The sequence below is a fragment of the Bradyrhizobium oligotrophicum genome (genome assembly GCF_051168495.1).
Lineage (GTDB): Bacteria > Pseudomonadota > Alphaproteobacteria > Rhizobiales > Xanthobacteraceae > Bradyrhizobium > Bradyrhizobium oligotrophicum_A.
This window is the reverse complement of sequence record NZ_JBNPVB010000003.1, coordinates 316060-339265: the sequence shown is the minus strand read 5'-3', so window position 1 is coordinate 339265 and position 23206 is coordinate 316060. Positions and strand designations below refer to the sequence as shown.

Sequence of the window (23206 nt, the reverse complement as noted above, 5' to 3'; positions counted from 1 at the left end):
ATGCTCACCGTTCATCATCTCGGCAAATCCCAATCCGAACGCATCGTCTGGCTCTGCGAGGAGCTGGAGATCCCTTACGATTTGAAATGCTACACCCGCGACGCCAAGACCATCCTGGCGCCGCCGGAGTACAAGGCGCTGCATCCGATCGGAGCGGCGCCCGTCATCACCGACGGCGAGCTGCTGCTCGCCGAATCCGGTGCCGTCGTCGAGTACATCACCGCGAGATATGGCCAGGGCCGGCTGCGGCCCGATCCCGGCGATGCCGACTTCGCGCCGTTCCTGTACTGGTTTCACTTCGCCAACGGCACATTGCAGGCGGCGATGGGGCGGGTGATGATTCTCAACCGGCTCAATCTGCCGGACGACAATCCCGTGCTCGGCGCCATGCGCCGACGGCTCGACCTCGCCTTTGCGTCCGTCGAGACGCGCTGCGGCGAGGCGGACTATCTGGCCGGCGACGCGCTCACGACCGCCGACATCATGACGGTGTTCTCGCTGACCACGATGCGCTATTTCCTGCCCTACGACCTCACGCCGTTCCCGAATATCCGCGCCTACCTTGCTCGCATCGGCGCCCGCCCGGCCTATCAGCGCGCCATGGCCAAGGGCGATCCGGGAATGAAGCTGTTGTTGAGCTGATCGCAAGACAAGATTGTCGATCGCCGGTGCGGCTCGCGCGGTGCACCTCGCCCCGCTTGCGGGGAGAGGTCGGATTGCATCGCCAGATGCAATCCGGGTGAGGGGGACTCTCCACATGCACCGCGCTTGCGGAGAGTCCCCCTCACCCCAACCCTCTCCCCGCAAGCGGGGCGAGGGAGCCGACCATCCGTGCCGCGGCGACCGGCTCTCTTCCCGTGCCGTTTCATCACGTCGGTATCGGTGCGGCGGGAATCAGCTCGGAGCCGCTCGCGTCATATGCGTCATGATGCGCCCCCCTCACTTCTGCCGCTTCTTGCTCCAGTCCAGGAATGAGCGATACAGCTCTTCCTTCTCCGCCTTCGACGTCGGCCCCCTGGCCTGGGAGGCGAGAAAGGCCTCGAAGCGCTCCTGCTGCGACAGGCCGCCGGTGATGGCCGGCGCGATGCCGACATCGGCCTCCTTCTTCATGCGCTCCAGCACGGTCTCGACATAGGGATAGCGCTGCCAGCCCGGCACCTGAGCCTCGAGATTGAGATCCTTCCAGCCCGGATGAAACGGCGGCTGCTGCAGGCGCGCGAGGTTGGTGAACAGCGTCTCGACGAAGCGGTTGACGCGGTCGGCGCGATCGCTGCCGGGCTTCCAGTTGTACACGGCCAGCACCGAGGGAACGGCGATCGTCTCCACCGCGGTGTCCGGAGCGAGCAGCGCCGGATAGGTCTCGGCCTTGATCGACGTCGGATAGTAGAAGTCCGAGAACTGATTGCTGTAGGGGATCGGCACGAAATGGAATCCCGGGTCTGCCGTCTTCATGCCGCTGAACACCTCGCCGGGCTTCGAGGCGACATAGACCATCGCCGCGATCTCGCGCTTGTGCAGCTTCTCCAGCGCGACGGGGCCGCCGACCGCCACGGGCTCGATGTCGATGCCGAGCCGGCGGAAGATCAGCGGTCCCGTATGCGCGGCGGCGACGCCCGCCGTGCCGACCGCGATCTTCTGCCCCTTCAGATCCTGCAGCGTCTTGAACTCCTCGCGCGCATAGATGTGCACGTCGGAAATGAAGAACCGGAGGACGTAGCGGATGCGGTCGTTGATGTTGGCGAGGCCGGCCTGCCTGGCATAGAAGTCGAAGGCGTCGGCATAGGTGATGCCGACGTCGACGCCGCGCAGATACAGGAGGTCGGCGATGTTCGACGTCGTGCCGCGCGTGACCATCGGAATCAGGCGCATGTTGTCGCCGTCATCCATCGTCCGCGCCATCTCGCTGGCGAAGCGCACGAAGCCGCCATCGGGCAGCCCTGCGGCGAGGCCGACGGTCCACTGGTTCATGCGCAGCTTGATGTTGGTTTCGTCGATCGCAGTGCGCGGTTCGGGCGCACGGGTCTCGGACGCGCGCGCCTCGGGCGTTCGCGTCTCCGCAGTCCGCCTGTCGGGCGCGCGGGCCGGTTTGAGCGAGAGCGGGGCTGTGATCTGTTCCTGGGCCAGCGCCAGGCTTCCGAAAGTCAACGAGGCAGCAGAGATCGACGCCAGCGCCATCAGCGCTGGACCAGCAAGTGTTCGACGCATGAGAACGGTCCCCGATCGCGTCCGTCCACGTGTCCCCGCGGGCAGACTGATGACATCAACTCAATCCAAGGTCGTATTTCTCTGAGATGTAAACCTGGCGGTTTTGGGGCGTCGACAACCTAAGGTTTGAGATAGCTCCAGCCGCTCTCCTGTAGTTCCATCAGTCGCACGGCGCCCGATGGCACGAGACTCGCTTCGGCGATGATGGGGATCGCATGGCCCTCGCGCTTCTCCATGCCGCGCTTGGTGATGTTGCAGGCGGAGAACCGGATCCTGGCGGGAAAGCTGAGCTCGGCGATCTGCTTGAGCCGGTCCTTCACCGGCGAGGTGTCCTCGCGCAGCATGTTCAGTCCGGGCCCGTAGGTGACGAGTTCGATCTCGACCTCCTCGCCCTTCTCCTTGAAGGTTTCCATGATGTTGCTGGCGTTGTTCAGCGCCAGATTCATGATCGCGGGATCGTTCTGGTCGACCTGGATCGAGACGCGGTGAGTCTTGACGTCGGCGGCAGAGTCCGCGCCGGCCGAGGCGATCAGCAGCACGCAGGCCATCGTGGCCGTCTTGAGATCGAAGCGCATGTAAGCTCTCCAATGTACGCAACAAGCTATGTACGCTACTAGACATTTGGATGTGGTCTTGATCAGACACAACCTCAGCGGCGAATCGATGAACCCCAATCGTGGCGACACTATGCGCTGCCGGCGCAACGTCGCCGCGCGAGCGCCGTGATGGCGGCGATGCGTGAGGACGGGAGATCGTCGGGGACTTATCGCGCCGGTACGCGATAGCGACCCGCGGCTCGCTTCTTCAACACGCGGCTGAATAGCCTTTATCCGCGCGGCTCGGGCCGTCACGCATAGGGATCGATCAGCTTCTGCTGTTCGGCGCTATGGACGACCAGCATGTCGACGAAGACACGCACCTTCGCCGACACATGATGGCGATGAGGGTAGATCGCGATCATCGACAGTTCGACTGGGCGGTAGTCGGGCAGCAGTCGGAGCAGCCGCCCGGCCTCGAGATCGTCGCTGACCAGGAAGCCCGCGGCGAGCGCGATCCCGACCCCGTCGAGGGCTGACTGGCGCAGGGCCTCGCCGCTGTTGGTCAGCAGATTGCCGGCGATGGACACCGCGGCGGCGTGTCCGTCCCGATGCACGAAGCGCCATTCGTCGCCGAACGGATAATTGGCGTGGCGGACGCAATTGCGGTCGGACAGCTCGGCGAGCTGGGTCACCGAGCCATGGTCCGCGACATAGGCCGGTGAGCAGCACAGCACGTGCCGCCACGTGGCGAGGCTGCGGACGATCAGGCTGGAGTCTGGGGGCGTCGTCATCCGCACGGCCACGTCGATGCCCTCGTCAATCAGGTCGACGCTTGTTTCGCCCATCATCAAGTCGACCTTGAGTTCCGGGTGCGCCGCGAGCAGCCGGCTGACCACTGGCGCAATGAACTGAACCATATGGGTGGCGGAGTGGACGCGGAGCGTGCCCCGGGGCGTAGCGTGCAGCGCGCCGGCGATGTCGTCGGCCTCTTCCAGCTCGGCCAGGATCTGGGCAGCGCGCTCGTAATAGGCCCGGCCGATCTCGGTCAGGCTCACCTTCCGTGTGGTCCGGTTCAAGAGACGTACGCCGAGCCGGTCCTCCAGTGCCTGAACATGGTTGCTCACCATGGTGGTGGACATGTTGAGGCGCCGCGCGGCGGCGGAGAAGCCGCCTGCTTCAACCACCCCCGCAAAGGCGGTCAGGCTTGCGAACCGATCCATGGGCCCTCCGATTGTTCGCTCTTGCAGGATAATCCTTTCGGTTTGCGCAGGATTATCACGAACGACAGGAAAGCGCATCTAAGGCGGCAGAGGATGGCGGCCCCTTGAAGCCGGCCCTCCGGAGCATGCCATGTCGAATATCACCTATGTCCCTGAAACCGATGCAAAAACCGGCCTGCGCCCGTCGCGGGCGGTGCTGAAACGGACTGCCCTTGGACTGGGGCTTGCGCTCGGCCTCGCCGCCGCCGGCCATTACGGCCATGATTACATGACTGTTGGGCGCTACCTGGAATCGACCGACGACGCCTATGTGAAGGCGGACTCGACCATCGTCTCCCCCAAGGTGTCCGGCTATATCGCCACCGTGCTGGTCGGCGACAATGAGAAGGTCGGCGCCGGGCAGGTGCTGGCGCGCATCGACGACCGCGACTTCAAGACCGCGCTCGACCAGGCCCGCGCCGACGTCGCCGGAGCGGACGCCTCGGTCCGCAATCTCGATGCCCAGCTCGAGCTGCAGCAGCAGGTCATCGCGCAAGGCAGCGCCGATGTCGCAGCCGCCGAGGCCAATCTCAAATTTGCCCAGGAAGAACGCGCCCGCTACGACGACCTGATGAAGTCGGGCTCGGGCACGGTGCAGCGGGCGCAGCAGACCGACGCGGCGCTGCGGGCCGGCAATGCGCAAGTCCAGCGCGCCAAGTCCGGGCTCGCGGCCGCGCAGCGGCAGGTCGACGTGCTCACCACCGAGCGCGCCAAGGCCGTGGCGCAGCTGGCTCGCGCCCAGGCTGTTGCGCAGCAGGCCTCGCTCAATCTCTCCTACACGGAGATCACCGCGCCGGTCGCCGGCACCGTCGGTGCCCGCTCGCTGCGCGTCGGGCAGTATGTGCAGGCGGGCACGCAATTGATGGCGGTGGTGCCGCTCGATGCGGTCTATGTCGTCGCCAATTTCAAGGAGACGCAGCTCACTTATGTGCGCGCCGGCCAGCCGGTCGAACTGAGCATCGACGGCTTCCGCGATCACACGCTGCGCGGCCATGTCGACAGCCTGTCGCCGGCCAGCGGCCTGGAATTCGCGCTGCTGCCGCCGGACAACGCCACCGGCAATTTCACCAAGATCGTGCAGCGCGTGCCGGTCAAGATCGTGCTCGATGATCACGGCCTCAACGGCCTGCTGCGTCCGGGCATGTCGGCCGAGCCGACCGTCGACACCAGGGCCACCGTGCTCGCCGCACGCGACGAAGCCAAACGCGTGGCCGCCAACGCAGGACGTCCGAACGGCGGCTGATGAATGTAGTCCGCGTGAGCGAAGCGACACGCGGGACCGCCCTCTCGGCACCCCGGATGTTGCTCCGCTCATCCGGGCTCCGAGAGACTGGATCGCGTCGCTTCGCGCGCGATGACGAGAGTTGGGCACGCGGCTGCGATCCCAGCCGTCATTGCGAGCGAAGCAATCCTGACTGCATCGACAGACAAACTGTCAGAGACTTTGTAATTCCGGGAGGCGCCCATGAGCGCTCATCATCCGTCACCAGCAGCGCAGTCCGCGGCTTCGGCCTCGCCAAACCCTCCGAAGCCCGCCACACCCACCACCGTCGCCGTCAAAACCTGGATCGCCGTGATCGGCGCTACCCTTGGCGCCTTCATGGCGGTGTTGAACATTCAGATCGTCAACGCCTCGCTGGCCGACATCCAGGGCGCGATCGGCGCCGGCATCGATGACGGCGGCTGGATCTCGACCTCCTATCTGGTCGCCGAGATCGTGGTCATCCCGCTGAGCGGCTGGCTCGCCCAGGTGTTCTCCGTGCGCCGCTATCTGCTCACCAATGCGATCCTGTTCCTGATCCTGTCGGCCGCCTGCGCGCTGGCGCAGAACCTGCCGCAAATGATCGTTTTGCGCGCGATCCAGGGCTTCAGCGGCGGCGTGCTGATTCCGATGGCTTTCACGCTGATCATCACGCTGCTGCCGCGGCCGAAGCAGCCGGTGGGGTTGGCGCTGTTCGCGCTGTCGGCGACGTTCGCGCCGGCGATCGGCCCGACCATCGGCGGCTATCTGACCGAGAATTTCGGCTGGCAATACATCTTCTATGTCAACCTCGCGCCCGGCGCGATCATGCTCGGCATGCTCTGGTATGCGCTGGAGCCGATGCCGATGAAGCTTTCACTGCTGCGCCAGGGCGACTGGCCGGGCATCATCACCATGGCGATCGGCCTGTCCGCGCTGCAGACCGTGCTGGAGGAGGGCAACAAGGACGACTGGTTCGGCTCGCCCTTCATCGTCAAGCTCTCGGTGATCGCCGCACTGGCGCTGAGCGCCTTCTTGATCATCGAGTTCAGCGTCGCAAAGCCGCTGCTCAATCTGCGCCTGTTGTTCCGGCGCAATTTCGGCTTCGGCATTCTTGCCAACATCCTGCTCGGCGTGGCGCTGTACGGCTCGGTGTTCATCCTGCCGCAATATCTGTCGCGCATCCAGGGCTACAATGCCGAGCAGATCGGCATGGTGCTGGCATGGACCGGCCTGCCGCAACTGGTGCTGATCCCCTTGGTGCCGCGGCTGATGCAGCGGATCGACGCGCGGATCGTGATCGGGATCGGCTTCGCGCTGTTCGCCGGCTCCAACTTCATGAACATCTACATGACCAGCGACTACGCCGCCGACCAGCTGTTCTGGCCCAATGTCGTGCGCGCCATCGGCCAGGCGCTGGTGATGGCCCCGCTATCGGCGGTCGCCACCGCCGGCATCGAGCCGGAGAATGCCGGCTCCGCGTCCGGCCTGTTCAACATGATGCGCAATCTCGGTGGCGCCGTCGGCATCGCGCTGTTGCAGACCGTGCTGACCAAGCGCGAGCAGTATCATTCCAACGTGCTGATGCAGTCGGTCAGCGTGTTCGAGCCGGCGACCCGGACGCGGCTCGATCAGCTCACGCAATATTTCGTCGCGCACGGCGTCGCCGACCGCGCCGACGCCGCCCGCCGCGCCCTCGTCGCCATCGGCCACATCGTGCAGAAGCAGGCCTTCATCCAGGCCTTCAGCGACACCTTCTTCCTGCTCGGCGCCGCCCTGATCGTGGCCCTCGTCGCGGCGATGTTCTTGAAGAAGCCAGGGCACGTCTCCGCGGTGGAGGCGCATTAGGACTCGTGCTTGACGATGTTGGGTGGGGATCATGTGAGGAAGGCGAGGAGGGTGACGAGGCTGGGATGAGGAATGTCGTGATGACCAATGCTGTCGCCACGCCAACTGCTGTCGTCCCTTCGAACGCAGGGACCCATAGCCACCGCTGTTTGTTGTTGCGCTCGGTCGCTGCCATCGTGCCCCAAGAGAGATCACGCAGGTTGGGTCCCCGGGTCGGCGCCGCCCCGGCGCTTGCGCGCCGTTGTGGCTTGCCGGGGACGACAGCGGAATGCTGGTTGCGATCGCTTCGTCGCGATGCATGGCTTCTCACCCGACCTCCGCTGCACGACGGGCAATCCGCGCATGTCCAGCATGCGCAAATTGCCCGTCGCGCTCCGATGTCGCACGCTGCGCGGCTTGTCATGTCGGGCAAATCGGGGCGATGTTTCCGCTCGTCCTGCTGCCGCATGAGGGGCGTTTCGCGACCGTCACGGACCGTTGGCAGTGGGATGCGATGGGCGTGTGTCGACGCAGCGTGAGACATCTTGCGCGGACGAACGGCGAGGCACGCACGGTCAAGTCGCGTGGTCCTGACACCCCGAAGCTGGTGTCCCCCTTGCGATGGCGCCTCGGGCGTCGCGCAGGGCATGGTGGCCAACAAGCCCGGCGCACCAGGGAGATCGCGAAGCAGCCGTAAAGCCATCGCGCAGGGAAGGCCGGGTGGTCTCGGCTGCACCTGTGGTACCTGCCGCCTGCATTTCTTTCGCAGGCGGGCCGCAGGCGTCAGTCGGCGCCTGGCCTTCCCTGCGCCCTCTGTTTCGAAGAGGGTGACCGTCATGAACAACTCGGACGCTGAGCGCCGCGAGGAGACGAAGCCATGCCCAGCATCGTCCGCTTTGCCGAGATCGGCCCGGCTCCCACCACCGCACAACTGTCGTCGCCCGGTCCCGTCTTCGCCTGCGGCTTCGACGCGGCCACGATCACCCAGGGCGCGCCGGAGCTTCAGCGAAGGCGGCGAGCCGGGCGACGACACCGACTTTGGGCAACGGTATCGCGCCCCAATCCACGTCCGCCGCTGGCAAAATCAGTCTGCGATGGTTACATTGGCCGTTGCGAGGCTGCGACGCGCGTCCGGAACCAACATATCCCCGGGGCCTTATCGATCCTTAAGGGAACTGTCCCTGGCCAGGTCCGTGGACCTGGACATATGGTGCCCACCTACTTTCGTAGGGAACTCCGGGATCGAGCGTTTCAACGGCGATTGCGGCTTCGCGCTGGTTTTCCGTCTCCCCACTCCCCATCGGTTGCCGACCTGCCGCGTTTCTGCAACGTTTGCGTGCCCGCGCTCCGCGGAGCCCGTCACGGAGGCCACGTCGCATGCCGATGAAGGCCGCTCAGCACACCAAGCAGCAGCTGCGAGCTGCATCCCTTGCCGCCCGCGACGCGTTGAGCGACGAGGCACGGAGCGCGGCCGCGCTGGCCATCGCCGCGCGTGGGCTCCCCTTTGCGTTCGAGCCCGGCACGGTCGTGTCCGGCTATGCGCCGATCCGCAACGAGCTCGATCCGATGCCGCTGATGCAAGCGCTGGCCGGGCAGGGCGCGCGGCTGGCGCTGCCGGTGGTGCTGGCGCGCGGCCATTCGCTGTCGTTTCGGGCGTGGTCGCCGGGCGACAGGCTGACGCTGGGTTCGCTCGGCATTCCCGAACCGTCGCCGGCCGCGGCCGAACTGGTGCCTGAGGTGATGCTGGTGCCGCTCGCGGCCTTCGACCGCACCGGCCACCGCATCGGCTATGGCGGCGGCTACTACGACTACACCTTTTCGCACCTGCGCAAGGCGCATCACGTCATCGGCGTCGGCCTCGGCTTCGCCGTGCAGGAAGTTGAGGCGATCCCGGCTCTGGCCCACGACGCGGCGCTGGATTATGTGCTAACCGAAGGCGAGACCTTGGATTTCCGGAGCAATTGAGTTGCGAATTCTCTTCGTCGGCGACGTGGTCGGCCGGGCCGGCCGCACCGCCGTCTCGGACCACCTTCCTGGCCTGGTCCGCGACTGGGCGCTCGATCTCGTCATCGTCAATGGCGAGAACGCGGCCGGCGGGTTCGGCATCACGGAAGCGATCTATCAGGAGCTGGTCGATGCCGGCGCCGACGCGGTCACGCTCGGCAATCATTCATGGGACCAGCGCGAGGCGCTGGTGTTCATCGAGCGCGCGCCGCGCCTGGTGCGCCCTGCGAACTATCCGGCCGGCACGCCCGGCCGCGGCGCGGCGCTGGTCGATGCCAAGAACGGCGCCCGCGCGCTGGTAGTCAACGTGCTCGGGCGCGTGTTCATGACGCCGTTCGACGATCCGTTCGCGGCGCTGGGGCGCGAGCTCGGCGCCTGTCCGCTGCGCGAGGCGGCGGATGCGATCGTGGTCGACGTGCATTGCGAGGCCTCCAGCGAGAAGCAGGGGCTCGGCCATTTCTGCGACGGCCGCGCCAGCCTCGTCGTCGGCACCCACACCCATGTGCCGACCGCCGACCACCAGATCCTGCCCGGCGGCACCGCCTACATGACCGACGCCGGCATGACCGGCGACTACGATTCGATCATCGGCATGCAGAAGGACGAGCCGCTGCGGCGCTTCCAGTCGGGCATTCCGTCGGAGCGCTTCGCGCCGGCAATGGGCGAAGCCACCTTCAGCGGCGTCGCGGTCGAGACCGACGACGCAACGGGGCTTGCAGAGAGGATCGCGCCGGTGCGGATCGGCGGCCGGCTGTCGCCGGCCAAGCCGTCGTTCTGGGGAGGATAAGACCCGGCGTCAGCTCTTGAGCCGAAAGCCCATGCGGAACGCGCCCCAATGCCGGCCCTTGACGAAGACAGGCGCCGAGAGGTCCTTCATCAGCACGAACTGCCCGCCGCCCATGTCGCGGCGGTAGGTCTGCAGCAGGAACGGCTTGTTGCTCGCCGCCGCGATCTTCTTCACCGCGCGGTCCTCGAACAGCCGGCGGTTGCGGCAGTTGGCGTTGTTCCAGACCGGATCGGGCCCCTGCGGCTTGCAGTAGTTCGGGTTGTGCGTCGGCAGATAGCCGCCGCGCGCCCAGGCGACGCAGAACACAATGCGCGGGTCGCTGCCCTGGATCGGGTCCTGGATTGCCGGCAGGACGCGATCGGTGAATTCGACGTAGCGCGTCATGTACTGCTTGGGATTGGTGCCGGGAATCTCGCGATAGGTCTCGTCCATCAGATCGGCCAGCGTGATCTCGCCGCGGTCGACCGCAGCCTCGAAGGTGGCCGAGATCTGCCTTGCGGTCTCGACGACGGTCTTGATCAGCGGCGCGTCGGCTGTCTCGACGCCGCTCTCGGCGATCAGCCCGATCAGCGCCTCGGAATGGTCGAGCAGCCTGGCGATGCGGCCGTCGGCCTGCTTGAGCTCGACCGAGGACTGGTCGACGCCCTTGGCCAATTCCGCGAGCTCGCTGATGACCGCGTCGCAATGCGTGAGATTGGAGGTCGCGGCCTTCGCCACGCCGTCGATCTCCTGGCCGACGCTGGTGAAGCCGTCCTGGACGCGGACGATGATGCCGCCGATCCGCTGGGCGCCTTCGCCTGCGGTCTTGGCGCGCGAGGAGGCCTGGCCGCTCTCGCCGAGCAGGCTCTTCACCTGCGCATCCAGCCCGCGCAGGGTATCGCCGATCTGCTGCGTCGCCTGCCGCGTCGCCTCGGCGAGCGACTTCACCTCGCTCGCGACCACCGCGAAGCCGCGGCCGGCGCTGCCGGCGCGGGCCGCCTCGATGGTGGCGTTGAGCGCGAGCAGGTTGGTCTGCTTGGCGATCGCCTCGATCGCGACCGAAACCTTGGCGACCTGCGCCAGCGCGTCGCCGACCGAGCCGAGCCGCGCTTCGATGCGCTCGACCGAATCGACCAGCTCGGAAATGTGCCGCACGGCGCTGTCGACCACGCTGCGCGACTGCGCGATGTCGCCGACGGCGGCGGTGGTGGCCGTTTGCACCGCCTGCGAGGCGGTGGCGATGTCGTGATTGGCCGCGACCATGGTCTTGGCGGTGGCCTGCAGATGGCCGAACCGCTGCGACTGGTAGCTGACGCGGTTGGCGACCTCCTGGACGTTGCCGGCGACGTCGGCGAGCTCGACGCCGAGGCCGCCGATCCGGTCGGCAATCTGTTCGATCAGGCGTTCGGCGCCGGAGCGCGAATCGTGGCTTTCCAGAATGGCGCGTTGCGCGACGGACATTTCCTCACTCCCGGGATTGCAGAATTCGTTACGATCGTGCGCAAGTCTCCGCCTGCGTCACAGCTTGTAGGCGGTGCGGAAACCGCCCCAGTGCCGGCCGCGGACGCGGATCGGCACGTCGATCTCGCGCATCATGACGGTGTTGCCGTTGCCCATGTCGCGCGCGTAGCTCTGGATCAGATAGGGCCGCTGGTTGCGGCCCGCCGCGAGCCCGGCCGCATCGTTGAAGATGCGGCGGTTGCGGCTGTTGGCGGTGTTGAAGGCGACATCGCCCGGCCGCTGCGGATGCGAATAGATTTTGTTGTGCACCGGCAGGTAGCCGTTGCGGTCGATGGCGACGCAGAACGCCATCCGCTGGTCCTTGGCCAGGAACGCTTCCTGGAACGCCGGCAGCGCGCGGTCGGCCCAGTCGAGAATCCGGCTGCGGTGCTGCTGCGGATTGGTGCCGGGGATTTCGACATAGTTCGTGTCGAACATGTCCTCGAGCGTGATCTCGCCGCGCGCGACCGCGCTGTCGAAGATCTTGTTCAGCGCGGTGCCGGCCTCCAGCGCGCGGGCGACGAACTCGTTGTTCTCCTCGTGCAGCGCCCAGAGCTTGTCCTCGATCTTCTCGCGCAGCTCGGCGCTGGGACCGTCGAACCGCGCCTGGGCGCCGGCCTTGACCTGCTCGGTGACGCGGAGCCGGCACGGACCGACGTCCTCGAGCTCGGCGTCGAGACGCTCGTTCACGGGCAGGCGGCCTGCATCGGGGCCGGTGATCAGAACGCCATCGTTGGAGATCTCGTAGACCGGCGCGCTGATCGTGCGCGCGCCGGACTTGATCTCGAGCTTCAGATGGCAGGGCAGACGCTCGCTGCCGCTGCGCGCGGTGCGGTCGCCCTGCCGCAGCAGCACGGCGCAGCGCGCCTTCAGCTTCTGGGCATACATGGTCACGGCGCGGCCGGCGCTGGTGACGCGCTCGCCATAACTCTCGGCCTGCTTGGTGGCGCTGCCGATGTCGGCGGCGCTGTCGACCACCGAGGCAATGAACTGCGAGGCCTGTGCGGCATTGCTCGACATCTCGCCGGTGGTCTGGTTCTGCTCGGCCACCGCGCCATTGACGTTGGTGAACACGGGGCGGATCGCCTCGATCGCCTGCGCAATCCGGTGCACGGCGTCGGCCGAGCCGGCGGCGTCCTTCTGCAGCGCCTCGATCTTGCGACTGATCTCCTCGGTGGCGTTCTGGGTCTGGACCGCCAGCGCCTTGACCTCGGTCGCAACCACGGCGAAGCCGCGGCCGGCTTCGCCGGCGCGGGCGGCCTCGATGGTCGAGTTCAGCGCCAGCAGGGTGGTCTGGCGCGCAATCTGGGAGATCAGGTTGACGACGTTGCCGATCGCGGCCGAGGATTCGCGCAGGCGGTCGACATTCTCGCGGGCCTCCCTGGCGGCGTTGCTGGCCTGATCGGCGAGCTGGCCGGCGTCGTGGACCTGGGCGCGGATGCCATGGGCGGATTGGGTCACCTTCTCGGCAGCCTGCGCGAAGGTCGCGGCCGTGCCCTGCGCGGTGCTGCTGCGGCCGCTCAAGGCATCGGCGCGCTGGCGAATGTCGGTCAGCGTCCCCGCCGTCGCCTCGGCGCCGCTGGCCACCGCATTGGCGGCGCGCTCGAGCTGGCGGATCATGCCGCCGAGTTCCAGCTCCAGCAGGTCGAGAATCGCCTTGGCCGAATCGCCGTCCGACGCCGGCGGCTCGGGGGCCGCGACCGGCTGCGGTTCGACCACCGGATCGGGGGCCGGGGCGGTTCGTCTTGCAAAGAAACCAAACGCCATGGGGCAGACCCGGTCCGCGGGAAAAGCTGCAGAGCGGCGGCATCCTTGCACTTGACAGTGAAGCCATGGTTAACATTTGGCTTATGGCGACAGGCGGCCCGATGCTGCGCCGCAGCTTGCGCTCACCCTCGAGCCCGTCCCAAATCTTTGATTTTGACGCTCCCGCGGCCTATAAGGCCGCGCTTCCACTGACCCCTACGATTCCAAGAGACCTCGCATGGCCGGCCATTCCCAATTCAAGAACATCATGCATCGCAAGGGCCGGCAGGACGCGATGAAGTCCAAGCTGTTCGGCAAGCTGGCCCGCGAAATTACGGTATCGGCCAAGCTCGGCACACCGGATCCGGCGATGAACCCGCGGCTGCGCGCCGCCGTGGTCGCGGCCCGGGCGGAGAACATGCCCAAGGACAACATCGAGCGCGCCATCAAGAAGGCGCTCGGCGGCGAGGGCGACAACTACGACGAGATCCGCTACGAGGGCTACGGCCCGGGCGGCGTCGCCGTCATCGTCGAGGCGCTGACCGACAACCGCAACCGCGCCGCCTCCGACATCCGCTCCTACTTCACCAAATCCGGCGGCAATCTCGGCGAAACCGGCTCGGTGTCGTTCATGTTCGACCGTGTCGGGATCATCGAATACGACCGCAGCGTCGCCTCCGATGACGCAGTGCTGGACGCCGCGATCGAGGCCGGCGCCGACGACGTCATCTCGGGCGAGGGCGGCCACGAGATCTATGCCGCGCCGGAAAGTCTGCGCGAGGTCGCCAAGAATCTCGAGGCCAAGTTCGGTGAGCCGCGCAAGGCGGCGCTGACCTGGAAACCGCAGAACACCGTCGCGGTCGACGACGAGACCGCCGAAAAGCTGTTGAAGCTGATGGATCTGCTGAACGAGCACGACGACGTCCAGAACGTCTACGCCAATTTCGAGATCTCGGACGCGCTGATGGCGAAGATGGGCGGTTGACGGACGGTTAACCACGTCGGCCCGGCTGTTCCGTTTATGTTTCCATCGGTGTGGCGCGAGGCTATCTCTATCCCATGAAAGCCCAGCCGATTCGCTCAGCCGTCCGCATCATCGGGATTGATCCCGGCCTCCGCCGTACCGGCTGGGGCGTCATCGAGAGCGAGGGCAACCGGCTGATCTATGTCGGCTGCGGCTCGGTCGAGCCTCCGGACGACCTGCCGCTGGCGAGCCGGCTGCTGGCGATCCATGAAGGGCTGGCGAAGGTGCTCGCTGATCTCCAGCCGATGGAAGCCGCGGTCGAGCAGACCTTCGTCAACAAGGACGGCGTCGCCACCCTGAAGCTCGGCCAGGCCCGCGGCATCGCCATGCTGGCGCCGGCGATGTTCGGGATTTCGGTCGCCGAATACGCTCCCAATCAGGTCAAGAAGACGGTTGTGGGCGCCGGCCACGCCGACAAGGGCCAGATCGCGGTCATGCTCAAGATCCTGCTGCCCAAGGCCGAGCCGGCGTCGGCAGACGCCGCCGACGCCCTCGCCATCGCCATCACCCACGCCCATCACCGCCAGGGCCAGGCGCTGCGGATGAAGGTGGCCGGGCTATGATCGGCAAGCTCAAGGGGCTGATCGACTCCACCACCGAGGATTTCGTCATCCTCGATGTCGGCGGCGTCGGCTACCAGGTGCACTGCTCCGCGCGCACCTTGCAGGCCTTGCCGTCGCCGGGTGAAGCCGCCACATTGTCGATCGAGACCTATGTGCGCGAGGACCAGATCAAGCTGTTCGGTTTTCGCTCGGATGTCGAACGGGAATGGTTTCGTCTTTTGCAGACCGTGCAGGGCGTCGGCGCCAAGGTCGCGCTCGCCGTTCTTGGCACCCTGCCGCCGAACGATCTCGCCAACGCCATCGCGCTGCGCGACAAGGCCGCGGTGGCGCGCACGCCGGGCGTCGGCCCCAAGGTGGCCGAGCGCATCGTGACCGAACTGAAGGACAAGGCGCCCGCGTTTGCCGATGTCGATCCCGGCGTGGTCCGATTGTCCGGCGCAATCGAGGACTCGCGCGCGCCAAAGCCGATCGCGGATGCGATCTCCGCGCTCGTCAATCTCGGTTATGGCCAGCCGCAGGCCGCCGCCGCGATCGCCGCCGCCTCGCGCGCGGCCGGCGACACGGCGGAGACCGCACAACTCATCCGCCTCGGCCTCAAAGAGCTGGCGAAATAGGCTATCGTCGCCCGGCCGGGCGAGCAGAAGGACATCCGTTTCCCCCATGGTGAGCAAGAAGGACAAGGAGCTGATCGAGGCGGCGACGTCAGCGGTGAAGAACCGCTACCGCAACGACTGGCAGGAGGTGGGTGCTGCCATGCGCACCCGCGACGGACGCATCATCACCGGCGTCAACATCGACGCCTATCTTGGCCGCAACGCCGTTTGCGCCGAGGCTATCGCCATCGGCAGGGCCATTACCGAATTCGGTGACCACGGCATCGAGACCATCGTCGCGGTGCGCCATCCCAAGCCCGGCGAGCCGGGCGAGGTCGCCGTGGTGTCGCCCTGCGGCACCTGCCGCGAACTGATCCATGACTATGACGCCAAGGCCCGCGTCATCGTGCCGTCGAACGGCAAGGGGCCTGCCGCGGTGACGATCGGCGAGCTGCTGCCGAACAAATACCGGCGCGGCAACGAATGAAGCCGCCTGCGCGCATGGTCAGTCCGGAGCGGCGTTCCGACGATGTCGGCGACACCGCGTTGCGCCCGCAGCAATTGTCGGAGTTCGTCGGCCAGCAGCAGGCGCGCGCCAATCTGTCGATCTTCATCGAGGCGGCGCGCAAGCGCGGCGAGGCGCTCGATCATGTGCTGTTCGTCGGTCCTCCCGGCCTCGGCAAGACGACGCTGGCGCAGATCGTCGCGCGCGAGCTCGGCGTCGGTTTTCGCGCGACGTCGGGACCCGTGATCGCCAAGGCCGGTGACCTCGCGGCGCTGCTGACCAATCTCGAAGAGCGCGACGTGCTGTTCATCGACGAGATCCATCGCCTCAGCCCGGCGGTCGAGGAGGTGCTCTATCCGGCGATGGAGGATTTTCAGCTCGACCTCATCATCGGCGAGGGCCCGGCTGCGCGCTCGGTCAAGATCGACCTGTCGAAGTTCACGCTGGTCGGCGCGACGACGCGCGCGGGCCTGCTCACCAATCCCCTGCGCGATCGTTTCGGCATTCCGATCCGGCTGAACTTCTACACGGTCGAGGAGCTCGAAGGCATCGTGACTCGCGGCGCCCGCGTGCTCGGGATCGGCATGAACGCCGACGGCGCCAACGAGATCGCGCGCCGCGCCCGCGGCACGCCGCGTATCGCCGGCCGCCTCTTACGCCGGGTGCGCGACTTCGCGTCCGCCGCCGACGCGGCCGCGATTGATCGTGCGATCGCCGACCATGCCCTGAGCGCGCTGGAGGTCGATGCCGCCGGGCTCGATGCCATGGATCGCCGCTATCTCACGACCATCGCGCTGAACTACGGCGGCGGTCCGGTCGGCGTCGAGACGATGGCGGCGGCGCTGTCGGAGCCGCGCGATGCGATCGAGGACATCATCGAGCCCTATCTCATTCAGTGCGGCTATCTGCAGCGCACCCCGCGTGGCCGGCTGCTGACCTCGCATGCGTTCCGGCATCTCGGCATGGCCGAGCCGAACCGCGATCCCAGCCAGTTCGGCCTGTTCGGCAATGAGGACGACGCCTAGCGAAAACTGCTGACAATCTGCACAGACGCACCCGAAATCGGTTGCAATGACCGGAGAAAAGGATTGCGTGCGAGGAGTTCGTCCATGCTGTCACGCCGTCGCTTTCTGTCGTTCTCAGGCGGCCTTGCCGCCACCGGTTTTTCCACCGCCACCTATGGCGTCGGCATCGAGCCGCTGCGGCTCGGCATCACCGACTACCAGATCCATCCGCGCAACTGGCCGGCCGGGCTGAAGCTGAAGATCGCGGCGATCGCCGACATCCATGCCTGCGATCCCTGGATGTCGCTGGCGCACATCGAGACCATCGTCCAGAGGACCAACGCTCTGCAGCCGGATTTGACCGTGCTGCTCGGCGACTACGTGGCCGGGCACCGTCATCATATCGGACGCATCGACGCTGCGGCCTGGGCGCCCGTGCTCGGCGGCCTGAAGGCGCCGCTCGGCGTTCATGCCATCCTCGGCAATCACGACTATTGGGACGATCGAACCGTGCAGCGCAACGGCCGCGGCGCGCCGGTTGCCCAGCAGGCGCTCGAAGCCGCCGGCATTCCGGTCTATGAGAACGATGTCGTGCGGCTCACAAAGGGCGGTCATGCCTTCTGGCTCGCCGGCCTCGGCGATCAACTGGCCTACATGCCGGCCCGCCGCATCCGCTCGGTGCCCCGGATCGGCGTCGATGATCTCGCAGGTACGCTGCGCAAGGTGACGGACAGCGCGCCGGTGATCCTGCTGGCGCATGAGCCCGACGTCGCGCTCCGCGTGCCGTCGCGGGTTTCGCTGCAGCTCTCCGGGCATACGCATGGCGGCCAGGTGCGCGTGCTCGGCTGGTCGCCGGCGGTTCCCCCGCGCAACGGCGTCAACCTTGCCTACGGCCATATCCGCACGCAGTGCGACGTGATCGTCTCCGGCGGACTCGGCTGCAGCATCATGCCGGTGCGGATCGGCATGCCGCCGGAGATCGTGCTGGTCACCGTCGGTGGGGAACCCGTGGAGGTGATGTCGTAGCTTGCTCTTGCACTTGCCGTTGAACTGGGCAAAACGATCGCCATTTCCGGCAATCGAGGGCTTCCGGTGACCCAACATCTCGACGGCGACATCCGCGGCGGCCGCCATCACATGCAGGTCCGCGTCTACTACGAAGACACGGATTTCTCGGGGATCGTCTATCACGCCAACTACCTCCGCTTCATGGAGCGCGGCCGCACCAATCATCTGCGCCTGATGGGGGCCGAGCAGCATGCGTTGTTTGCGGAGGCCGAAAGCGAGGCGCCGGGCTTCGCCTTCGTCGTGCGGTCGATGACGCTCGATTTCCTGCGGCCGGCGCGCATGGACGACGTACTCGACGTGGTCACCTGGCCGATCGCGGTGAAGGGCGCTTCGATCACGCTGGCTCAGGAGGTGCGGCGCGGCGAGGAGGTTCTCGTCAAGGCCGACGTCCGCGTCGCCTTCATCAGCGGCGGCAGGGCGCAGCCGATTCCGAAGGCCCTGCGTGATCTGATGAAGGCGGATCTCGCCTAGTGGATTAGGCCGGCGCGGCCGGCGAGACCTCCTGGGGCTTGGTCAGCAGCTCTCCTTCGCGACGCAGATTGCCAGCGTCGAGAAGATCCTTGAGGCTGCTCTGGACGGCATCGCGCAACTGGGCGCTGGTCGATCCGAAGCCGAACAGGCGGGCCACCGCCTGGATCAATTGATCCTCCTCGGCGCCGTAGTTCTGCTCGACGACCTGAACGATGGCCGCCTTGATCTCGTCCGGCGGCAGCATCTCGGGCTTGCGCAGCGTCGTCGATTGCACGTCCTCGCGGTTTCGCACGACGGGCGTCTGTCCGGGCACGACGTAGAACGGGCCTCCCGCGATTTTCCCCTGATCGACCGCCGACTTCAGCGCCGCGCGCACCGCGTCGCGGATGCGATTGCCGGCGCGGGCGAGGCCCCAGGCCGATCGGATGCGCACGATGATCTCCGATTCGTGCACCGGTCCTTCGACCGTGACGATCTCGACGATGTGCCGGGTCATGTCGGCGAGCGGGGTTTCGTGCGGCTCGGTCTCCCGGCGCACCCGCAGCTTCGCCTCCTCATAGGGGATCGCGGCCGGCGCCTGTGCGACGGCCTCGGCGGCGTGTTCGTCGGCTCGTTCCGGCGCGGGCACATCGGTGCGTGCCGCAGGCTCGGGCTGCGCCTCGGCAGCACCTTCGTCGATCTCCCGCCAGTGCGCTTTCGCGGCCTCGATCGCGCGAACAACCTTCTCGGTCTCCTCCTTGGGTCGCAGGAACCAGTCCGTCGACCAGATGCGATGCAGCACCCAGCCATGCGCTTCGAGCACGTTCTGTCTCAGCCTGTCGCGGTCGCGTGCCGAGCGCGAGGCATGATACTGGGCGCCGTCACATTCGATGCCGAGCAGGAAGCGGCCGGGCTTGTCGGGATCGACGACCGCCAGATCGACGAAGAAGCCGGCGGTGCCGATCTGCGTCTTGACGTCGTGGCCGAGCGTCCGCAGCTTGGCTGCGACCTGCTCCTCGAACACGGAGTCCGGATCGCGGCCGGTCTCGTGCGCAATGCCGAGCTGCCCGGTCTGCGCAAACGTCAGGAATGTCTTCAGAGCCGCGATGCCGCGGCCCTTGGCGCGCGACAGGTCGATGTCGTCGCCGGTGATCGAGGAGAACACCTCGCAGCGCAGCTTGGCGCGGGAGATCAGCACGTTCAGCCGCCGCTCGCCGCCGTCCGAGTTCAGCGGGCCGAAGCTCATCGAGACGAAGCCTTCCTTGGTCCGGCCATAGCCCATCGAGATGAAGACGACGTCGCGCTCGTCGCCCTGGATGTTTTCGAGGTTCTTCACGAAGAACGGCTCGCTCGTGCCGCGAACGAAGAAGCTTTCGGTCTCCGGGTTCTCCATGCGCAGGATTTCGAGCTGGTCCTGAATCGCCTGGCGCTGCGCCACCGAGAAGGTCGCGACCCCCAGGCTTCTCTCCGGCGTCTCGCGCGCGTGGCGCATGACCGCCTCGGCCACGATCCGCGCTTCCCCCGGATTGGTCCGGCTGCTGCCGCGCTCGTAATGCGCATCGGGGTTGTAGTTGAACTTCAGCCCCATGCCGGCGACGGCGTCGTACGGGCTCGGCACGATGAACAGGCGGTTGTCGTAGAACTGCTTGTTGGAGACTGCGATCAGCGACTGGTGCTTGCTGCGGTAGTGCCAGTTCAGCATCCGATGCGACAGGCCCTTGGCCAGGCAGAGGTCGAGAATGCTCTCGGCGTCCTTGACCTGGAAGGTCGGCTGGTCCTCGTCGTCGCCGTCGTCGTCATCATTGCCGGTCAGCTTTGCGAAGAAGCGCGTCGGCGGCAGCTGGCGCTCGTCGCCGACGACCACCATCTGCCGGCAGCGCGCCACGGCGCCGAGCGCATCGACCGGCTCGATCTGCGAGGCCTCGTCGACCACGAGCAGATCGAACGCGATCGCGCCGGGCTTGAGGAATTGGGCGACCGACAGCGGGCTCATCAGGAAGATCGGCTTGATCTGCTGCACGACCGGGCCGGCGCGCTCCAGGAGCTGGCGGATCGGCAAATGATTGCGCTTCTTGGCAAGTTCGCCGTTCAACACGCCGAGCGGTCCGATGCCGCCTGCATTGCGCGGCAGCGCTGCGGCGTGGTCATACGCAATCTGGTCACGCGCGAACTGCATGCGCTCGACGTCCAGCTTGCGGAAGCCGTCGACCAAACGGTCGTGCGACTCTCCGTCGAAACGCTTGAGCTGCGGAAACTGGGCGAAGATCACGCTGCGCATCGCATCGTAGTAGGACGCGTCGAAGGTCTGTTGCAGGGCGTCGCCCGGCAACGAGCCGTCGAGCGTGCGGTCGACCAATGCCGCCAGACCATCCGCGCGCGCGAGGCGGACCCGCTCCATGAACGCGATCCAGCGGGTGAGACGCTCGGTCGAGCCGCGCCACTCCGACAAGGTCTGCGACAGCTCGTCGAACCGAATCCGGTCGCCTGGGTCGAGCGGGATGCGGCTGGGCTCCAGTTGCAGAAAATCGATCAGCTGCTGCAGGCCGGACCTCAGGCCTGCGAGATCGCTCCTGAATCGGTCGATCGATTGCCGATCGTCGGCCGCCAGCGTCAGATGCGTCAGGCGCTGGCGCGTCTCATCGGTCGCGAACGGTTTTGGAAACGCGCTCCACCAAGCCGTTAATTTCGACAGCGCGTCCCAATCCGACTGCTCCTTCTGCCATGCGGTTCCGAAGGCCGCGCTGCCTGCCGTCTCCACCTCTGCGAAGGACCGGCGCGCCGCCTGCGCGGCGATGAGACCGTCGATCAGCAGCAGCCGCTGATCGAGCGATTTCGGCATCGGTACTTTCAGGTACGAGTTGAGCAGTGCGATCTGCGCGCGATAGCGCGCGCTGAGCAGGCGGAACCAGGAGCGGCCTTTCTCGGCGATGACCTTGCGGCAATCGGCGATCGATGCGTCCCAGGCGGAGTCGACGAAGGCGGACTCGAACGCAGTCTTCAATTTGGCGTAGCGAAGTCCCTTGTCGACGAGATCGGCGACGTCCTGAGGCCGCCTCCAGATCGGATCGCGCAAGGCAGCCTTGTCGCACTCGGGCATCGCGGCCACGGCCTCCGCAATTGCCAGGACGCCCGCGGCATCGGCCAAGGTCGCCGATAGCGGCAGTTCGAACAGCGTGCCGAGGCGCGCCGCGCCTGTGGCGACGCGGCCGAGCACATTCGAAAGATCGTCCAGCGAAGTCCGCAGCTGGGCCATCTCGGCCGGATCGAGCGCCTCGCGCATGACGCCCCGCCACGGATGCAACTGAGGCGCACCGTCGGATGCGATCCGTTCCGCCAGTTCTGCGACCAGCTCGCTCCGCCGTTCCAGCTCCAACGGTGACCAGGATGGCGCGCTTTGCAGTGGCAGAGGCGTCTGCGCAGAGGTCTCGCCGCAACGCACGAGATGTCCGAGCAGCCTGAACGGTGTCAGTTCGCTCGGTGGATGCGGCTGGTGCATCATGTCGGCGTGCTGATTGAGGCTGTCGCGGCTGTCGGTGAGGCGCCGCACCAGCGTCGCTTCACCGCGAGGGGGCGGCACGGCGGCTGATTTGCAGCGCTTCAGCTCTTCCAGCAGAGCACGCTTGTTGGCCTTGTTGGAGTGCAGCTCGAGCGCGAGCGACCCGAGACCGACGGCTTTCAACCTTCGGTGCACCACGTCGAGCGCGGCCATCTTCTCGGCGACGAACAGCACCGTCTTTCCCTCGGCCGCAGCCGACGCGATGATGTTGGTGATGGTCTGCGATTTCCCCGTGCCTGGTGGTCCCTTGACGACGAGGTCGCGGCCGCGGACCACTTCCTCGATGACAACGGCCTGCGATGAATCGGCATCGACGACGTGGTTCATCGCGACCGGCTGGATCACCGCATCGATCTTGCCATCGTCGGCGACGATCGGCTGCGACGCTTCGAAGCCGTCCTGCAGCAGCGCCGTGATCAAAGGGTGCCGATCCAGGGCGCCGTCCGCGGGCCAATTCTCCGGATCGAGGTCGCGATACATCAGGAACTTGGAGAACGAGAAGAAGCCGAGGACGATCGCATCCGCCTTGACCTCCCACTTCTGCTTTCCTGCGACCGTCTCGGCGACGCCGGCCAGATAGCCGGCAATGTCGACATCGTCCTCGTCGCCGAAATCCGCGACCTTCAAGCCGAATTCGGCATCGAGCTTCGCCTGGAGCGAAAGATTCGGCGACGGCGGCTCGGAACGCGAGACGAGATGAAACCGATCGGCGGCGCTGCTGCGTTCGAGCCGGACGGGCAGCAGGACGAGAGGAGCGAACCGCTCGACGTCGGATTTGTCGTCCTCGAACCATTTCAGCAGCCCGAAGGCGAGATAGAGGACGTTGACGCCTTGTTCCTCTTCCAGCGTGCGCGCGTCGTACCAGATGTCGAGCAGCCGCTTCTGCAGCGCCTCGGACGTCAAGCGGGTCTGGAGCCGGGTGTCTGCGGGCCGGGTCTGGGCCTCCGATTCGTTTTCGGTCGGCTTCGACCTGGGGGCCGGCGTTTCGGACTGAGGCGGCGGAGGCAGGGCCGCAGCCGATGCCGTGCCGTCAGTTTCCGCAGCCGTTTCGGCCTTCGTCGGCAGGAACGTGAAGCGCTTGCCTTCGCCGAGCAGCTCGAACAGCGCAGCCGAGCGTGCGCCGACGATGTCGATGGTGCGGATGGTCTTGGTCTTGAGCGGGATGTGCACGAGCCGGTTGCGCGTGCCCAGATCGAGCAACGCGCGCCGGTCCGCCAGTAATCGGTCTCGTACGGATGTGCTTGCCACGTGCAATCCTCCTGCGATTCGAGGATTGCAACCCGACGTGACTCAGGTCAAGCATCCGACACGATGTCGGTGGGCTCGTGGAACGAGGCTTCAACTCCGCCCGGGTGAG

At 66.5% G+C, this 23206-nt stretch carries 18 protein-coding genes and 1 other RNA gene; 13 read left to right on the top strand and 6 right to left on the bottom strand.

Going from position 1 to position 23206, the window contains the following annotated elements; genetic code table 11:
* The gene (locus ACQR1B_RS08300; protein ID WP_434832121.1) at window positions 1-642 is read left to right on the top strand and encodes a glutathione S-transferase family protein; all 642 of its coding nucleotides are present in this window, start codon (window positions 1-3) and stop codon (window positions 640-642) included.
* Window positions 643-939: 297 nt separating this feature from the next.
* On the opposite strand, the gene ACQR1B_RS08295 is transcribed toward ACQR1B_RS08300, so the two are convergent.
* The 3 genes from ACQR1B_RS08295 to ACQR1B_RS08285 all read right to left on the bottom strand — a co-directional run bounded on the left by ACQR1B_RS08295 (window position 940) and on the right by ACQR1B_RS08285 (window position 3964).
* On the bottom strand, window positions 940-2205 hold the full coding sequence (locus ACQR1B_RS08295; RefSeq protein ID WP_434832120.1) for a TAXI family TRAP transporter solute-binding subunit: 1266 nt from the start codon (window positions 2203-2205) through the stop codon (window positions 940-942).
* 119 nt (window positions 2206-2324) lie between these two features.
* Window positions 2325-2780, bottom strand: a complete 456-nt coding sequence (locus ACQR1B_RS08290; protein WP_434832119.1) for a DsrE family protein — start codon at window positions 2778-2780, stop codon at window positions 2325-2327.
* Window positions 2781-3052: 272 nt separating this feature from the next.
* The gene (locus ACQR1B_RS08285) at window positions 3053-3964 is read right to left on the bottom strand and encodes a LysR family transcriptional regulator (protein WP_434832118.1); all 912 of its coding nucleotides are present in this window, start codon (window positions 3962-3964) and stop codon (window positions 3053-3055) included.
* Window positions 3965-4094: 130 nt separating this feature from the next.
* On the opposite strand from ACQR1B_RS08285, the gene ACQR1B_RS08280 reads away from it, so the two are divergent.
* The 5 genes from ACQR1B_RS08280 (at window position 4095) to ACQR1B_RS08260 (ending at window position 9861) form a co-directional block, all read left to right on the top strand.
* A complete protein-coding gene (locus ACQR1B_RS08280; protein WP_434832117.1) occupies window positions 4095-5246 on the top strand; it encodes an HlyD family secretion protein in 1152 nt (383 codons plus the stop codon).
* Window positions 5247-5468: 222 nt separating this feature from the next.
* Window positions 5469-7091, top strand: a complete 1623-nt coding sequence (locus ACQR1B_RS08275) for an MDR family MFS transporter (protein WP_434832116.1) — start codon at window positions 5469-5471, stop codon at window positions 7089-7091.
* A 1091-nt stretch (window positions 7092-8182) separates the two neighbouring features.
* A non-coding RNA gene (gene ssrS / locus ACQR1B_RS08270) (6S RNA) lies at window positions 8183-8344 on the top strand.
* A 109-nt stretch (window positions 8345-8453) separates the two neighbouring features.
* Entirely contained in the window at window positions 8454-9035 is a 582-nt protein-coding gene (locus ACQR1B_RS08265; protein WP_434832316.1) for a 5-formyltetrahydrofolate cyclo-ligase, read from the top strand.
* A 1-nt stretch (window position 9036) separates the two neighbouring features.
* Window positions 9037-9861: a TIGR00282 family metallophosphoesterase gene (locus tag ACQR1B_RS08260; protein WP_434832115.1), complete on the top strand. Its 825-nt coding sequence runs from the start codon at window positions 9037-9039 to the stop codon at window positions 9859-9861.
* Window positions 9862-9870: 9 nt separating this feature from the next.
* Here the strand turns inward: ACQR1B_RS08260 and ACQR1B_RS08255 are convergent, their stop codons facing one another.
* Window positions 9871-11301 carry a methyl-accepting chemotaxis protein gene (locus ACQR1B_RS08255; RefSeq protein ID WP_434832114.1) on the bottom strand — a complete coding sequence of 477 codons (1431 nt, stop codon included), beginning with the start codon at window positions 11299-11301 and terminating at the stop codon, window positions 9871-9873.
* A 57-nt stretch (window positions 11302-11358) separates the two neighbouring features.
* On the bottom strand, window positions 11359-13107 hold the full coding sequence (locus ACQR1B_RS08250; RefSeq protein ID WP_434832113.1) for a methyl-accepting chemotaxis protein: 1749 nt from the start codon (window positions 13105-13107) through the stop codon (window positions 11359-11361).
* A 217-nt stretch (window positions 13108-13324) separates the two neighbouring features.
* Here ACQR1B_RS08250 and ACQR1B_RS08245 point away from each other — a divergent pair, with 217 nt between their 5' ends.
* The 7 genes from ACQR1B_RS08245 (at window position 13325) to ybgC (ending at window position 18314) form a co-directional block, all read left to right on the top strand.
* On the top strand, window positions 13325-14071 hold the full coding sequence (locus tag ACQR1B_RS08245; protein ID WP_434832112.1) for a YebC/PmpR family DNA-binding transcriptional regulator: 747 nt from the start codon (window positions 13325-13327) through the stop codon (window positions 14069-14071).
* A gap of 74 nt (window positions 14072-14145) precedes the next feature.
* Complete coding sequence (gene ruvC, locus ACQR1B_RS08240) at window positions 14146-14673, top strand: crossover junction endodeoxyribonuclease RuvC (protein WP_434832111.1); 528 nt, start codon at window positions 14146-14148, stop codon at window positions 14671-14673.
* On the top strand, window positions 14670-15287 hold the full coding sequence (ruvA, locus tag ACQR1B_RS08235; RefSeq protein ID WP_434832110.1) for a Holliday junction branch migration protein RuvA: 618 nt from the start codon (window positions 14670-14672) through the stop codon (window positions 15285-15287). The genes ruvC and ruvA overlap by 4 nt, the downstream gene beginning before the upstream one ends.
* 46 nt (window positions 15288-15333) lie before the next feature.
* Window positions 15334-15753, top strand: coding sequence for a cytidine deaminase (locus ACQR1B_RS08230; RefSeq protein ID WP_284423222.1), 420 nt, complete (start codon window positions 15334-15336; stop codon window positions 15751-15753).
* Window positions 15750-16796: a Holliday junction branch migration DNA helicase RuvB gene (gene ruvB / locus ACQR1B_RS08225; protein WP_434832109.1), complete on the top strand. Its 1047-nt coding sequence runs from the start codon at window positions 15750-15752 to the stop codon at window positions 16794-16796. Before ACQR1B_RS08230 ends, ruvB begins: the two co-directional genes overlap by 4 nt.
* An 84-nt stretch (window positions 16797-16880) precedes the next feature.
* Window positions 16881-17801 (top strand): metallophosphoesterase, encoded by a 921-nt coding sequence (locus ACQR1B_RS08220; RefSeq protein ID WP_434832108.1) that lies wholly within the window; start codon window positions 16881-16883, stop codon window positions 17799-17801.
* A 66-nt stretch (window positions 17802-17867) separates the two neighbouring features.
* Window positions 17868-18314, top strand: a complete 447-nt coding sequence (gene ybgC, locus ACQR1B_RS08215) for a tol-pal system-associated acyl-CoA thioesterase (RefSeq protein WP_434832107.1) — start codon at window positions 17868-17870, stop codon at window positions 18312-18314.
* A 4-nt stretch (window positions 18315-18318) separates the two neighbouring features.
* Here the strand turns inward: ybgC and ACQR1B_RS08210 are convergent, their stop codons facing one another.
* Entirely contained in the window at window positions 18319-23097 is a 4779-nt protein-coding gene (locus ACQR1B_RS08210; protein ID WP_434832106.1) for a DUF3320 domain-containing protein, read from the bottom strand.
* Between the last annotated feature and the right edge of the window lie 109 nt (window positions 23098-23206).